We start from the raw sequence: 15,254 nt of genomic DNA, 5'->3' as shown, positions 1-15,254 counted from the left end.
GTCACACCACTACTTACCGACCCCAGAGTGCTCGGCGGCCGCCACGGCAGCATCACGTGTTCGCGTGATCCTGCCGTGGCGACCCACAGTCCACAATGGACTAGCGGGACTCGTCGTGCGACATCGCCTTGCGGGTCAGCTCGACCCGGCTGGTCACGCCCAGCTTGGCGAAGCTGTGCCGCAGGTGACTGTCCACTGTGTGCGGTGAGAGGAACAGCTTGCCCGCGACCTCACGGTTGGTGAAACCCTCGGCCACCAACCGGACCACCCGTAGCTCCGACTGGGTGAGACTGTTCCAGCCGGATCCGCCCTTGACCGGTTTCGCCGCGATCCGGCGCCGGACACCCAGTCGCCGCAGGGCTTTCTGCACCCTGGCCAGATCGCGTTTGGCGCCGCAGGCGGTGAAGTACTGCGCGGCCTCCTGCATGAGCCCGACCGCGGTGGCCCGGTGCCCGGCCGCGTCCTCGGCGTGCGCCAGGTCCTCCAGGCCCTCGGCCAGGGAGAGCTGCCGCCCGGTCGCCCGGTAGGCGCCGACGGCCGCCCGCAGCAGGCCGATGTCGTTGCGCAGCACCCCTTCGGCGTGTGCGGCGGCACCGGCGGCCGAGGCCACCTCCGGGTTGCGCTCGGCCAGTTTCCTGGTGGCCCGCACCACCAGTTCGGCGCGGGCGTGATCACCGGTCTGCTGGGCCATCCGGATGAGTCGCGCGCCGGCGGCCGGGTGCCGGGTGAACAGCAGCAGTCGTTCCGGCAGCGCCTCGCTCAGCTCGTCCAGGATCTCCAGCGCGGCCTCCTGGTGCCCGGCCGCGTCCTGGAAGCAGGCCGCCGCCCAGGCCAGGTCCTCCGGCACCACGCTGACGCCCTCGTCCACCAGGCCGTCGGCCTGTTTGAGGTAGCTGCGCGCCATGGTCATGTCGTCCCGGTACACCGAGATCAGCCCGAGCATGGCCAGCAGCGGCACGGCCAGGGGCTGGGCGCGCAGCTGCTCGGCCACGAACACCCCGGCCTCGGCCTCCACCGCGGCGTCGTCCAGGCGACCCTGGGCCAGCCGCAGTTCGGCCCGGTAGTAGTGCCAGTGCGGCTGGGACAGCGCGGTGCCCGCCGCCTCGGTGTCCTGGTGGTCGCGGGCGAACCCGGCCTCGGCCTCCTCGAACCGGTCGCTGGCGGTCAGTGCCACCGCCAGCCACAGCCGCGGATGCCTGCTGCGGGAGCTGCCGCCGACCTTGTCCGCGACCCGCACCGCCTCCCTGGCATAGGTCAGCGCCACGTCCAGCTGCCCGTGCACCCTGGCCACCACGCTGCGCGCGTTGTTGCCGCACACCACCGCCGCGTACTCCCCGGCCTGCACACCGATGGCCACCGCCTCCGCGGCCACCGCGTCCGCGCTGCGCGGATCCCCGCTGTCGATGAGCAGGTATGCCTGCATGGCCAGCAGTTCGGCCCGAGCCCGGCTGGGCGTGCGCGCCCTGGCCAGCGCGCGGCTGGTGTACTCGACCACGCTGGAGTTGCGCCCCGTGGCGTAGAGCGCCTCGGAGAGCCCGAGCAGCAGCGAGACCTTGTCCTCGGTGCGCTCCACCGTGCGCAGTGAGGACTCGCCCAGCCGGATCGCCTCGGCGGCCCGCCCGGCCAGTGCGAGCAGCCGCACCGCGTCGCCGACCAGCTGAGGCCTGCTGGCGTGTTGTTCGTCGATGAGGTCCAGCATCCGCAGGATCAGGTCGGCCGCGGTGTTCGGCGAGGTCGGCGCGACCTCGCGGACGGCCTGCCGCAGGATCAGCACCGCCTGCGCGTCGCCCTTGTGCCCGCTGCGCACCAGGTGCTCGACCGCGTCGGCCGGCGAGCGGCCCTCGCCGAGCACGATGAAGGCGGCCTCGCGATGCAGTGCCATCCGGACCGGGCCGGGCAAGCGATTGTAGAGCGCCTCCCGGATCAGATCGTGCCGGAAGGTCAGCTCGGATCCGTTGCCCACCAGGATGCCCGCGTCCACCGCCTCGCTGATCACCGGCAGCAGCTCGGTGGCCGACCGGCACAGCAGCGCGGCCACCTCGTGCACGGTGAACGGCCTGCCCAGCACCGCGCCCGCGTCCAGCAGCCTGCGGGCCTCGCTGGAGAGATCGCGCAGCCGGTGGTCCACCGCGGACAGGAACGGCGGGGTCAGTTCGTTGCCCACCACGGTCGCGGTGCCCTCGGCGGTGAGCAGCTGACCGGTGTCGCGCAGGGTGATGAGCAGTTCCTCCAGCAGGAACGGGTTGCCCTCGGCCCTGGCGGCCAGCGCGAGCACCTTGGCGTCGGGGTGCGCGCCGAGCACGTTGGCACACAGGTCGGCCACCGCGTTGCAGCACAACGGACCCAGGTGATGCCGTTGCGCGCCCTCGCTGATCAGCCAGTCCAGCGCGTCCTGGGCGTAGCCGCGGACCGGGGCCGGTCGGCGGGCCAGCAGCCACAGCACCGGCGAGGTGCTCAGCGCGGGCACCAGGATGCGCAGGGCGAAGGCGGTCAGCTCGTCGGAGCAGTGCGCGTCGTCCAGGCCGATCAGCAGCGGCCGGTCGCGCACGTGTTTCTCGATCAGCTCGCCCACCCGGTCCACCAGGCCGAGGGCGTTGCGTTCCAGATCGTGCATGGCGATGCGTTCCAGCCCGGGTAGGCCGGTGAGCAGGGCGCGCAGTGTGGTCAGCGGGGCGCCCTTGTCCAACTCGGTCGCCCTGCCGAATGCCACCGAGATGCCCTGACCGGCAGCATCGGAGGAGACGACTTCGAGTAAACGACTCTTGCCGATACCGGCCGAGCCTTCGATGACAACACAGCGACCGCTGCCCGCCACTGTGTTCGACAGCGCGCGGCGGAGGTCGGCCAGCGCGGATTCTCGGCCCACTAACGGTGTCATGGTCGCCTGCATATTCACATTCCCCCAGCTCATCTCGCCCTCCGGACAGGGCGCACGGGTCGCGCCCCACCCTGGGCGGTCCCGCGCTTTCACCTCCATTCAATCACGGTTTGATAGACAACTACAGGTAGAACTTCCTAAGCCCGGCGGGGGTCACCGTGTGCTAATGAGTCGAAGCCAGAGGCATTCAACTATTGCTGAACATCATAGTCGTCAAATCTGTTGAGACTGGTCCCTTTGGAGCAATAACCGCAGGCCAGCAGGGCTCTTGACTGCCCTTTCGGGCGAAGATTAACCCGAATGGATGCTACGCCTGGACGAACCGCAGGCCGATGATTCCACCCACGATCAGAGCGAGGAACACGAAGCGCAACGGAGACGCCGAGTCGCCCTGGGTAAAAATACCGGCAAGGGCCACACCGACTGCGCCAATTCCCACCCATACGGCGTAACCAGTACCGACAGGCAAGGTTTTCAGCGAGACCGAGAGCAAGAAAAAGCTGATCGCGGCACAGCTGATACCAATTACGCTCGGCCACAGCTTCGTGAAGCCTTCGGCCTGCTTCAACGCGGTCGCGAAAACAATCTCGAACAGACCAGCGACGATCAGAAGCGTCCAGGCCATCTGCTTACTCCCCGTTTCCACCGCGGTTGCGCCCGACATAAAACCCACCCCTCCAACCGGTAACCACCGAAAATCCTGCGGCGGCGTGCCGCACGGAGCGGCACGCCGGCGCAGGACTGATTTCAGGCGTTCGAACCGGCGTCCACGACGATCGCGGAGCCGGTGATGTTGCGACCGCCGGGCCCGACCAGGTGCGCGACCGAGGCCGCGATGTCCTCGGGCTGGCCGTAGCGGCCCAGCGCGGTCAGGCCGCGCTCGTCGTCGGCCTGCGGGCCGTCGGCCGGGTTCATCTCGGTGTCGGTGGAACCCGGGTGCACCAGGTTGACGGTGATGTCCCGCTCGCCCAGGTCACGGGCCAGGCCCTTGGTGAAACCGATCAGCGCGGCCTTGCTCATCGCGTAGAGCGCCACGCCCGGGTAGGGCACCCGCTCGGCGAGCGTGCTGCCGATGCTGACGATCCGGCCGCCCGCCTCCATGTGCTTGGCCGCGGCCTGGCTGGCCACGTAGGCCGCGCGGGCGTGGATGGCCAGGGTGCGGTCGACCTCTTCGAGGGTGACCTCGTCGATGGTGCCGTAGGGGAAGATCCCGGCGTTGTTGACCAGGATGTCGATCCGGCCGAACTCCGCGACGGTCTGCTCGACCGCGGCCACCACGGCCGCGGCGTCCGCGCTGTCCGCGGCGATGGCCAGACCGCGGCGGCCCGCGGCCTTGATGTCCTCGACCACGCCCTGGGCGCGGTCGGCGGCGCTGGCGTAGGTCAGCGCCACATCGGCTCCGTTGGCCGCGAGCTTCTTGGCGATGGCCGCGCCGATACCGCGGCTGCCCCCGGTGACCAGGGCCACCTTACCTGCGAGTTCCGACATGTCCCCTCATTTCTGGGTCGATCACTACATAATTGGTATCGTGCAGGAGAGCGACCTGTCAAGGATTTTTGGGTCGATCGCTACAGAAAGGGGTGGGGCATGGCCACACGAGGCCGTCCACGTGCTTTCGACCGCACCGCGGCCCTGCGTTGCGCGATGGAGGTGTTCTGGGAGCACGGCTACGAGGGGACCTCGCTGAACGACCTCAGCGCGGCCATGGGCATCAACTCCTCGAGCCTGTACACCGCCTTCGGCTCCAAGGAGGAGCTGTTCCGGGAGGCGGTGACCTACTACGACGAGACCGAGGGCGAGGCGGCCACCCGCGCGTTGCGCGAGGAGCCCAGCGCCAGGGCGGCCTTCGAGGCGGTGCTGCGGGTCAACGTGCTCGCCTACACCGATCCGGCCAAGCCCAGTGGCTGCATGATCGTGCTGGCCGCGACCACGTACACGCCCAAGAGCGAGAGCGTGCGCGACTTCCTGGCCGAGCTGCGCCGGGAGACCCAGGAGTCGCTGCGCCAGCGCCTGGCCCGCGGCCAGCTCGACGGTGACGTGCCACTGGAGGCCGATGTGGACGCGCTGGCCGGCTTCTACAACACCCTGCTGCAGGGCCTGTCCATCCAGGCCCGCAGCGGTGCCGATCGCGCGGAGCTGTCCGCGATCGTGGACGCCGCGATGCGTGCCTGGGATGTGCTGGCCGCGCCCGGAGTCCCGGTGTGACGCCGAGGAGGGCGAACCGGTGATCCCGGTTCGCCCTCCGGCGATGTTGGCTGAGCGGACTGGCTTCAGACCGCCTCGATGCCGTACTTGTCCGCGGCGATCCGCATGGAGCGGGCCACGTCGTCGGCGTGCTGTTCCTCCGGCGGGGCTTCCTCCCCGTCGATGACCGGGATGCCGACCTCCAGGAAGAACTCCTCGAACCCGCTGGGCACGAAGAAGATCAGCAGCTTGGCGTGCGTCTCGCCGACGTTCTTGAACCGGTGCGGCGAGCCGCGCGGGATGTAGATGAAGGAGCCGGGCTCGATGATGATCGGGCGGCCGTTGGCCACCACCTCGAGCTGGCCCTCGATCAGGTAGAACGCCTCGTCCTCGTTGCGGTGCAGGTGCAGCGGCGGCCCGCTCTGCGGCGGGATCACGGCCTCCAGCAGGCCGAGCGCGCCGCCGGTGTCGGCGATGCCCGCCTTGACGGTGTACCGGTCGCCGCTGAACGCCCACACGCTGGGCCCCTCGCCGGGCGGCACGTACAGCGCTCGCGGCGTCTCCTTCTCCACCTGGCTGGTCATGCGAATCCTCACTCTCGGGACGGGACGACGTGGACAGCGTGGCCATGCGGGACGGTCCGGGACATCACGTCTTCGCGTGATCCCGGCGCAACTCGCCGGCGAGTTCGGTCGCGAAGGCAACGAAGTCGCGGGGTTCCCGGCCGGTGATCTCGCGAACCGCCGGGCTGAGCAGCTCGGCCTCGCCCGCGCGGTAGGTGGCGTACAGCTCCAGTCGCGCCCGGACCGCCCACTCCGGCACGCCGTTGGCCAGCATGGCCGCGCCGGCCTGTTCCGGGGTGACGTCCAGGTGCCGGATCGGCCGACCGGCCACTGTGGACAGTGCGGCGGCGACTTCGGTGTAGGTCAACGCCTTCGGCCCGGTGAGGTCGTGCGCACCGGCGTGCCGGAGCGGGTCGGTCAGGGCTCTGGCGGCCACCGCGGCGATGTCCCTGGTGTCCACCATGCTGACCCGGGAGTTCCCGGCAGGCAGGATGATGGCGTCCTTGGCCGCCACGGTCGGCAGCCACTGCACCGTGTTCTGCATGAAGGCGTTGGGGCGCAACAGGGTGTACCCCAGCCCCGACTCGGCAACGGCCTGTTCGGCGAGTCCGTGCTGGCGGTGCACCAGCGCGGGCGCGGCCGGATCGGCGCCCAGTGCGGACAGTTTCACCACATGCCCGACCCCGGCCCGCACCGCGGCCTCGACCAGTCCGGCCTGCACCAGGTCCTGGCGCGGGTGGAACGGGGTGAGCAGGAACAGCGAGCGGATCCCGGCCAGCGCCTCGGCCACGGTCTGCCCGCGTTCCAGATCCACCTCGACCCGCTGCACCAGCGGATGCCCCGGCAGCTCGGATCCCTTGCGCACCAACGCCCGCACCCGATGTCCGGCCAGGGTCAGCTCCCGCACCAGTGCCCGGCCGATGTTCCCGGAGGCGCCGGTGACCGCCAGCTCAGGCGGGGCGGAGGGCGTGTTCACCGGCCCGCTCCAGGATCTCCGGCAGCTGGTTCTTGATCGCGGCGTCGGCGAGCAACTCACCGAGCACCGGGGCCATCTTGAACAGGTTGTGCCCGGCGACGGCGGTGACCCCGTCGGTGTGCCAGGCGTGCACGGCGTCCGAGCCCGCGGGCAGCTTGGTCATCACACACACCCGGATGCCGACCGGGGTGGGTTCCAGCCCAGGCATGGCGCGCCGGACGTACTCGGTGACCCGGCGCACATGATCCTCCATGCCGGAGCCAGGGGCGAGCGCGCCGTTGGGCCCGAACGGAATATCCACGTCAAGCCCGATCAGGCCGAGCACATAGGTGTCCAGATTGCCGATCGGCGAGCCGTAGACGGTCTCCCCGAACGCCCCCGAGCGGTCCACCCAGCAGGGCAAAGCCTTACCCCGGAAGGGTTCCCGCACCCGGTAGTGCGGCCGGGCGTGCAACGCGGACTCCAACGGCACCTCCAGCCCAACCCCCGCGGCCAGCTTCGGCACCGCCGTACCAGCGCAGATCACCACATGCCGGGCCCGGTAGATGGCCTCGGTGGTCTGGATCTCCACACCGTGCCCGTCCTGGGGCACGGTGACGCTGTGGATATCGGCGTTGACAATCCGATCCCCAACCCAGCTCACCAGCGCGTCAATGGTGCGCTTGGCCCGGATCGCACCCGCCCCAGGGTCAACCAGCAACGGACCGTCCACAGTGGCCAGTGCGGGGAAAACCTCCCCGCCCTCACCGGGATCGGCGAAGCGATGCTCCACCCCATGCCGCACCATCCCGGCCACATCAGCGGGCCCCATCCCCGCGTAAACCGCGCCTTCGGACCCAATCAGCTTGCGCCCCAGGCGTTCCTCCCACCGCCCGAACCCGGCCCGCCCCTCCACCGCCAGCGCGACCAGGCGTTCGTTGTCATGCCGATGCCGGAAGGTCCGGGTCAGCCCGCCGGAGAGCCCATGCCCAGGCGTCCTGCCGTCAAAGCAGGTCACCGACACCCCACGCCGCACCAGCGCGTCGGTGGTGGCCAGCCCGAGCACCCCGGCGCCGATCACCGCGACATCCAGTTCCCGCCTGTGCTCAGCCATGCGCACGCCTCCCCGCACCGATACGGACCGAGCTGCCAGCCATGAGTGCCTCCTGTGTAACGACTGTGGCCGATACGGGCACCACGAGACTGGCCTCCAGCACAGCGCCCAGGCATCACGTGTTCTCGTGAGATCCCGCGCGAGGCCCCCGGTTACCCCAACGGACTAGTCCCAACGTCCACAATGGACTCCCCAACCCAGCCGACCAGGACCTCCACCCGAAGCCCTCCAGCTCAGCCCCTCCCACCCGGCCTCCGGCCCCAGGGCGTCGGTGTAACCGAGGTAGGGCTGTCACAACGCGAGCGCAGGCTGGGTACGCGACAGCAGCGGAAACGGCCAGGTGAGCACCTCATCCCGTGCGACCAGAGCGAACGGGGTCGACCAGATCAGCCAACAGCGGACACAACGCGACCTGAAACCGAGTGATGCCCCCAGGGGGGTGAGCGGCCAGTGCGCGGAAAAGCCGTCCGCGACCTCGCCGACGCCCCGTGCGAACCCACCGACAGCCGCGGCCGCCGGAATCGAGCGCGGACCCACTGACGGCCACGTGGGCGAGCAGCCCCACGGCGGCAGGCAACCGCGGCGTTCAGAACAACTCGCGAACCCCGGCCCGCCGGTGCTCAGCGGAAACCGGCTCGCGAAGGACAACTGGAAGGCGTACGCCAGGTAGTGCGCCCCACTCCCCTCGATCAACCACTCGAACGGCTCAATCCGCTCCAACGCCGCTCCGGATTCACCCGCCCGATCTCCACCCTGCTGACACCCTGGCTATTCCGCCAAGCTGCTGTTCCACCTGCAACCCGGCGGCCCGGTGAAACGGCGGCCCGGCGAGGCGGCGAGGCAGCGAGATCCTCAACCCGAACGCCCACTACCCGTCCCCTCGACCAGGTTCTCCACCCGCTGCCGCTCCACCACCTCCGCGAAGCCACGGCTCACAATCCCCTTCAACCCGCCACACCCACGGATCCAGGACCACGGGTCTAGGACCACTGCGCCTTGTCGACCAGGTTCACCAGCTCCGCCCCGGCCGCGAAGCGCTTCGCGTTCTCCAGCAACACCGCGAACCGCCTGCTGTCCGCATGCGGCCCAACCCCGGCCACATGCGGGGTCAACAGCACATCCTCCCGCCGCCACAACGGATGTCCCGCGGGCAACGGCTCCTGCTCGAACACATCCAACGCCGCCCCGGCCAACCGCCCCGCGTCCAACGCCGACACCAGGTCGTCCAGCCGCACGGTGGCTCCCCGCCCGATGTTGACCAGGTACGCGGAAGGCCGGAACAACGCCAACCGCCGAGCGTCGACCAATCCCTCGGTCTCCGGGGTGTGCGGCACGGTCAACACCACCACATCCGCCTCCCCCAACGAGGAGTCCAACTCCCCCACCGGTCGCACCTCGGCAAACCCGGCAGGCAGGTCAACCCGCCGCCGATCAACCCCGATCACCCGGGTGCCGAAGGCTGCCAGCAACCGCCCGATCTCACTGCCCAGTGCGCCAACCCCGACCACCAGCGCACTCGCCTCGGCCAGCGGCAACACCGCGGTCGGCGTCCAGTCCGGCGCCCACCGTCCCGCACCCTGATCACGCACATACCGAGGCAACCCACGCGCCAAAGCCAGCACCAACGCCAGCGCATGCGCCGCCACATGGTCGGTGTAGGTGTCCCGCATATTGGTCACCTGCACCGGATGCGCGATCAACTCCGGGTGATAGAACCCCACCGGCGGCCCAGCCTGCGGCGCCTGCAACCAGCTCAACCGCCGAGCGTGCCGCAACAACTCGGGCGGCAACGCCCCGTACACCGCGTCCGCCACCCGCAGCGCGGCCACGGTGTCCTCGGCCGTCTCCGGCCGCAGGACCCGGATACCGGGCACGGCCTCGATCAGCCGCGCGGGCCAGCCGAGGGTCTCGTCGTTGTGCGGTGGAACCAGCGCCAGGGTGAAACTCATGGCAGACATCGTCGCCGCTGGACTCCGCCGCCACCAGCTCAACCTGTCAGTCGTGCAGCAGGCCGAGGTCCGGGGGCACCAGGGTGGTGTTCTCCATCAGTTCGCGGATGAGGTTGTGGTTGAGCGTGTTGCCGATGGGTTCGCCGACCTCCTCTCTGGTCAGGCCAGCCACGCCACCGCGGCTGAGCCGATCGCGGACACCCACGATCAGGTGTTCGACCTTCTTGTGCGTCCACTTCTCCCCGGGCCGGATCTCGTTGAGGTGCTCAGCGGCCTGCCGCCAGGACAGTGGGTTCGGGTACAGCTCGTGCAGCAGGTAGCGCTGCCCGAGGACGACCAGGGCCAGCTTCTCGGCGGGTGAGAGGGCCCAGGTGTTGGGCGGACGGGTCGAGGCGCCGTGCTGGGTCAGGAGTTCCTCACCGTCCTTGGCGCGGACGTGCACCTCCAGTAGGTGTTCGCGGCCGCTGGAGCCGCGGATGAACAGCGGGGTGTAACCGGCCGCCAGCGGAATCGGCTCGTCCTGGTTGAACAGCAGCCGGGCGCCGGGCAACCGCAGCGGCAACCGGCCAAGGGTGCTGATCCACCACTTGTCGCCGTGGTGGGTCAGCGCGCCCTGGTGACGGCTGATCCGCCGGTCGTGCTCGCCGACGCAGACGTGCACGTCCGGTCGGTTGCGGCCGAACAGGATCTCCCTGCCCTCCCGCGGGCCCACGGTGATACCGCCGGTCACCGCCAGCACGTGCAGCGTGCCGGGCGCCTCGCTCGCCTGCACTCCCCAGGCCAGGCTGTGGTGCCCGGCCGGGAGATCCTGACCACCCGCCACCGCGAGCCGCTCCGTCATGTTCGCCTCCTGGCCGGTCGTCGCGTCCTGCCGCAGGAGCTTGGCATGGCGGCCTTGGGAAGGCTCCCGGGCGGGAATCGGGAGCCTTCCACCTGGTCAGGCGGCCACAGCGGTCAGCAGATCCACCCTGGCGGCGTGCCGGGCCGGCCAGATCGCGGCCAGTACGCCCGCGGTCACCAGACCGGCCAGGGTCAGGATGACCACGGTGAACGGGACCGTGACATCGGTCAGTGACTGGCCGAGCATGGCGTGCTGCATCACCGCGCCGGAACCGACACCCAGCAGGACGCCCAGGAGCGCGCCGAACAGGCAGATCACCACGCTCTCCCACCGGATGGCGGCCCGGAGTAGTCGCTGGGTGGCGCCGACGGCGCGCAGTACGCCGAGTTCGCGCACCCGGGCCAGCACCGCCAGTGCCAGGGTGTTGACCACGCCGAAGAGCGAGATCAGCACGGCCAGGGCGAACATGGCGTACATGATCACGAACGCCAGCCGCTGGCTCTCCTGGCCCTCGGCCACCAGACCAGCCTGGTCACTGACAGTGACATCCGGACGGTCCGCGAACGCGGCGTGCACGGCGGTGCGGACCGCGGCCGGATCGGGGCCGGTGGCGTAGATGGTGGTGATCTTCTCTCGTAAGCCCGGCGGGGCCTGGGCCTGGTCGAAGTAGATGCTGGCCTGGAGTTCGGTGGCCTCGTACACCCCGGCGACGGTGCTGGCGATGGTCGCCCCGTCCACGGTCATGGTGAACGACTGCCCCAGTCGCAGGCCGAGCATGTCGGCCTGATTGCGGGAGACCAGTGCGCCGCGGCTCAGGTCGCCGACACCGGCGGTGACCTCCGGGGTGAGCACGGTGCCGAAGGCTGCCGGGTCGATGGCGGAGATCCGGCGCTGGGTGACCCCGCCGGGATAGGCGATGTCGGCCGTGGCCTCGCGAACCGTGGACACCTTGCTCACCCCGGCGACCTTGTCCACTGTGGACAGATCGATCTGCGCGAGGACAGCGTCGCCGCGCTGGACCGGGCGGATCACCGTGGTGCTGCTGGGCAGGGTGGCCCGGGTGGTGGAGGCGATCAGGTCGGCCAGGCTGGCGCTGAGTGTGGCGAAGGCGCACACCAGGGCAACGCCGATGGCGATCGCGGTGGCCGTGGCCGAGGTGCGCCGCGGGTCACCGGCAGCGTTGCGGATGCCCAGCCGCAGTGCGGGGCCGCCGAACCTGCTCAGCGGACGCAGCACCAGCGTGGCCAGGGCCGGCGCCGACAACAGCATGCCCACCGCCGCGAGCACGGTGGCGCTCAGGGCGATGATCCTGGGCAGGGTGTCCACGCTGGGATCCGCGGTGGCGATGACGGCCGCCACCGCGATGGCCAGCAGCGCAACCCCGGCCAGGGTGCGAGCACGGCGAGTGGCTCTCGGCGGAATCGGATCGGTGCGCAGTGCCGCCATCGGGGACACCCTGGCGGCCCGCCGGGCCGGGCCATAGGCGGAGAGCACGGTGGTGCCGACCGCGACCGCGTAGCCGAGCAGGATGGCCAGCGGGCCCACGGTGAACTCGATCCGCTCGTCCGGGCGCAGCAGGCGAATGATCAGTGGGCCGATGGCGATTCCGCTGATGGCGCCGAGGGTTCCGCCGACCAGGCCGAGCAGGGTGGCCTCCAGCACGACGGTCCGCCGGACCTGGCCGCGGCGGGCGCCGACGGCGCGCAGCAGGGCGAGCTGGCGGGTGCGCTGGGTGAGCAACATGCCGAAGGTGTTGGCGATGACGAACATGCCGACCATCAGTGCCACGAAAGCGAAGGGCAGCAACGTGATCCGCAGGTCGCTGAGGGATTCGGCGCGGTCGGCGTCGACGGCCTCGGCCAGTTCCGCCCCGGTGCGCACCTCACGGCCGGGGCCAGCGACCGTGGCCGGGGTGGCACCGGTCAGCTCGACGCGCTGGAAACCCTTGTCCAGCAGTCGTTCCGCCTCCGCCGGCATGAAGGCTACGGACGGCTGGTCGCCCTCGCCGAGGGTGCGGTACTCGTACAGTCCGACCACGGTGACCGGGGTCCATCTGCCACCGGCGAGCAGCACCCGGCTGCGGGCGTCCACACCGAGCCCGGCGAGGGTGGCCTCGGTCCGGTTGAGCGCGACCTCGCCCGGCGCCGCGGGCGGACGTCCGGCGGTCAGGGCGAAGCGGTCGGTGCTGTCCCAGCCGGTGCCGGTCTGGGCCAGGGGTGTGCGGGTCCGGACGAGTTTGCCGTCCGGTCCGGGCAGTCCCGCCTGGCCGGTGCGCACACCGGTGGCGGTGACTCCGGGCAGCGCGGCCAGCCGGGCCAGTTCGGTCTCGGGCAGCCGGGTGTCCGCCCGGTCTGCCCGCACGGTCAGTCCGACGCCGGTGCGACCGGCCTGGCCGCTGATCGTGGTCGCGATCGAATCGCTGACCACCCAGGCGCCCACCACCGCGGTGACGCCGAGGGTGATCGCGACCAGGGTCATCGCCACGCGCGCCTTGTGCGCCAGTAGGTCGCGCAGCATTGTCCGCCACATCAGGCGTTCACTCCTTCGAGGGATTTCATCCGGTCCAGCACCCGGTCCGCGGTCGGGTTGAGCAGTTCGCCGACCAGGTGGCCATCGGCCAGGAACAGCACGCGGTCGGCGTAGGTCGCGGCGGTGGGGTCGTGGGTCACCATGACGACGGTGCGGCCCAGGTCGTCGACGCCGCGGCGCAGGAAAGCGAGCAGCTCCGCCGAACTGGCCGAGTCCAAGGCGCCGGTGGGCTCGTCGGCGAAGACCACGTCGGGGTGGGTGACCAGGGCGCGGGCGCAGGCCACCCGCTGCTGCTGCCCACCGGAGAGCTGGTGTGGCCGGTGGTCCAGCCGGTCGGCCAGGCCCACCGCCTCGATCACCGCCCGCACCACCTCGGGGTCGGGGCGGCGGCCGGCCAGCGCGAAGGGCAGGGTGATGTTCTCCAGCGCGGTCAACGTGGGTAACAGGTTGTACGCCTGGAAGACGAACCCGATCCGGTCCCGGCGCAGCACGGTCAGCTCGTCGTCGGAGAGTTCGGTCAGTTCGGTCTCGCCAATCCACACCCGGCCCGTGCTGGGCCGGTCCAGTCCCGCGACGCAGTGCATGAGGGTGGATTTGCCGGAGCCGGATGGCCCCATGATCGCGGTGAACCGGCCGCGGTGCAGGTCCACATCGACGCCGGCGAGCGCCCGCACGCCTGCTCCGTAGGTCTTGGTAAGGCCGCTGGCTCGTACCGCGGTGGGGTGGTGTGTCATGGCGACCACGGTTCCGGATTCGAGGGCCGGCGACATCGGAGCGTGGCCTGGACTTCGGCGTCCGACCGTGGTCTGGTCCGAGGGCCGGAAAGGCCGCTCCGTCAGACCTGGGTATGACGGACCTCGGGCCGATTGCAAGGCCGCGGACCTGTGGCAGGGTGAGGGAATGGCCAGTGTGGACAGTGGCGCCAGGCGCTCACACCTACTGATGTTGGACCTCGTGGTGGCGGCGTTCATCATCGTGCTGTCCGCGACCCTGGCGCTCAACCGCAACTCGCTGCCGGCCTACACCGGCCCTGTCTGGCTGGCCTGCGTGGTGGCCGCCGGACTGGGCCTGCCGGTGGCGCTGCGCCGCCGCTGGCCGCGGGGCGCGCTGGCGACGGTCATCTCGTTCTCGGTCGCGGCCGCCCTGCTGGACATAACCTATCTGGGGATGGTCCCCGTGGGACTGGTCCTGTACACGGTCGCGGCGGTCGCGCCGTACCGCTGGTCTTGGACCGGGCTGATCATGGCTCTGGCGACGGCCATCGGAGTGTACGGGTACCCCAGAGGACCGTTGGTGGTCGCGCTGCTGCTGATCATCATGCTGTGGTCGCTGGGCCTGCTGAGCCGGTACCGGCAGCGAGACGAGGCCCGGCTGGCCGAGCAGCGCGAGCAGCGGGTGGTACTGGGCGAGCGATTACGCATCGCGCGCGACCTGCACGACATCGTCGCGCACAGCATGAGCCTGATCGCGGTCAAAGCAGGCGTGGCCAACCACCTCGCCGACACCCACCCCGACGAGACCAGAGCGGCATTGGCAGTGATCGAGACGACCAGCCGCGAGGCACTGGAGGATCTGCGCCGGATGCTGGGCGTGCTGCGCGCGACCGATGGCGCGGAGGCCGTACTCCGCCCGTTACATGGACTTGGCGAGCTGAGCGGACTGGCGCGCCTGGCCGAGACGGCCGGAGTGACGGTGGAACTGGATATCGCGGAACTGGAGTTGCCGGAGGGAGTGCAGCAGGCGGTGTACCGGATCGTGCAGGAGGCGTTGACCAATGTGGTGCGGCACTCCGGTTCCGGGCACTGTCAGGTCCGGCTGCGCGGAGATGACACCGAGGTCGTGGTGGAGGTGACCGATCCAGGTGGCCGGCGGAATCCGGGCGAACCGGGCGGTGGGCACGGGCTGATCGGGATGCGGGAACGGGTTGCGGCGTATGGAGGGACATTGAGCACGGGACGGTTGCCGGGCGGCGGGTTTGGCGTGTGCGCGCGGTTGCCGGTGGGTGTGGCGGGATGAGTGGATTTGAGTCGGGGTTGGATGTTGGCTGGGCAACATCCACAGGCGGTGCCACGACCAGCCGAGCTGGCGACGGTGGTCCGGTGACCGGAATCGGGCGGGCGATTGCTTGCCGTGCAACGGATTCTGGCCCGATAGCGGCCGGTCAGGTGCTGCGCGTGGAACATGGGACTGCTGGGCGTCCGACAGCCGGTGAGCACAAGCGGACTACGCGCGGACTGGTTG

The 15,254-nt window shown here is 70.2% G+C and carries 12 protein-coding genes; 2 read left to right on the top strand and 10 right to left on the bottom strand.

All coding sequences use genetic code 11. From position 1 onward, the window contains the following. Positions 1-100: 100 nt before the first annotated feature. The 3 genes from HNR67_RS21220 to HNR67_RS21210 form a co-directional block, all read right to left on the bottom strand. On the bottom strand, positions 101-2,878 hold the full coding sequence (locus HNR67_RS21220; RefSeq protein ID WP_185003986.1) for a helix-turn-helix transcriptional regulator: 2,778 nt from the start codon (positions 2,876-2,878) through the stop codon (positions 101-103). 307 nt (positions 2,879-3,185) lie between these two features. Continuing rightward, the gene (locus HNR67_RS21215; RefSeq protein WP_281403247.1) at positions 3,186-3,542 is read right to left on the bottom strand and encodes a DMT family transporter; all 357 of its coding nucleotides are present in this window, start codon (positions 3,540-3,542) and stop codon (positions 3,186-3,188) included. A gap of 83 nt (positions 3,543-3,625) precedes the next feature. After that, positions 3,626-4,366, bottom strand: a complete 741-nt coding sequence (locus tag HNR67_RS21210; RefSeq protein ID WP_185003985.1) for an SDR family NAD(P)-dependent oxidoreductase — start codon at positions 4,364-4,366, stop codon at positions 3,626-3,628. Positions 4,367-4,465: 99 nt separating this feature from the next. On the opposite strand from HNR67_RS21210, the gene HNR67_RS21205 reads away from it, so the two are divergent. Further along, positions 4,466-5,083 carry a TetR/AcrR family transcriptional regulator gene (locus HNR67_RS21205; RefSeq protein ID WP_185003984.1) on the top strand — a complete coding sequence of 206 codons (618 nt, stop codon included), beginning with the start codon at positions 4,466-4,468 and terminating at the stop codon, positions 5,081-5,083. Between the two features lie 65 nt (positions 5,084-5,148). Here HNR67_RS21205 and HNR67_RS21200 read toward each other — a convergent pair whose 3' ends face one another. The 7 genes from HNR67_RS21200 to HNR67_RS21170 all read right to left on the bottom strand — a co-directional run bounded on the left by HNR67_RS21200 (position 5,149) and on the right by HNR67_RS21170 (position 13,747). Beyond that, positions 5,149-5,646 (bottom strand): cupin domain-containing protein, encoded by a 498-nt coding sequence (locus tag HNR67_RS21200; RefSeq protein ID WP_185003983.1) that lies wholly within the window; start codon positions 5,644-5,646, stop codon positions 5,149-5,151. A 64-nt stretch (positions 5,647-5,710) separates the two neighbouring features. Further along, complete coding sequence (locus tag HNR67_RS21195) at positions 5,711-6,601, bottom strand: SDR family oxidoreductase (RefSeq protein WP_185003982.1); 891 nt, start codon at positions 6,599-6,601, stop codon at positions 5,711-5,713. After that, a complete protein-coding gene (locus HNR67_RS21190) occupies positions 6,576-7,694 on the bottom strand; it encodes an NAD(P)/FAD-dependent oxidoreductase (protein WP_185003981.1) in 1,119 nt (372 codons plus the stop codon). Before HNR67_RS21190 ends, HNR67_RS21195 begins: the two co-directional genes overlap by 26 nt. 980 nt (positions 7,695-8,674) lie before the next feature. Further along, positions 8,675-9,643, bottom strand: a complete 969-nt coding sequence (locus tag HNR67_RS21185; RefSeq protein WP_185003980.1) for a D-2-hydroxyacid dehydrogenase — start codon at positions 9,641-9,643, stop codon at positions 8,675-8,677. Between the two features lie 46 nt (positions 9,644-9,689). Continuing rightward, the gene (locus HNR67_RS21180; protein WP_185003979.1) at positions 9,690-10,484 is read right to left on the bottom strand and encodes an FHA domain-containing protein; all 795 of its coding nucleotides are present in this window, start codon (positions 10,482-10,484) and stop codon (positions 9,690-9,692) included. 96 nt (positions 10,485-10,580) lie between these two features. Continuing rightward, positions 10,581-13,013: an ABC transporter permease gene (locus HNR67_RS21175; RefSeq protein WP_185003978.1), complete on the bottom strand. Its 2,433-nt coding sequence runs from the start codon at positions 13,011-13,013 to the stop codon at positions 10,581-10,583. Next, a complete protein-coding gene (locus HNR67_RS21170) occupies positions 13,013-13,747 on the bottom strand; it encodes an ABC transporter ATP-binding protein (protein ID WP_185003977.1) in 735 nt (244 codons plus the stop codon). Before HNR67_RS21170 ends, HNR67_RS21175 begins: the two co-directional genes overlap by 1 nt. Here HNR67_RS21170 and HNR67_RS21165 point away from each other — a divergent pair. Then, positions 13,746-15,029, top strand: a complete 1,284-nt coding sequence (locus HNR67_RS21165) for a sensor histidine kinase (protein ID WP_425554141.1) — start codon at positions 13,746-13,748, stop codon at positions 15,027-15,029. The genes HNR67_RS21170 and HNR67_RS21165 overlap by 2 nt on opposite strands. Positions 15,030-15,254: the final 225 nt, after the last annotated feature.

Source organism: Crossiella cryophila (assembly GCF_014204915.1).
GTDB lineage: Bacteria > Actinomycetota > Actinomycetes > Mycobacteriales > Pseudonocardiaceae > Crossiella > Crossiella cryophila.
This window is presented reverse-complemented; position numbering and strand designations above follow the sequence as displayed.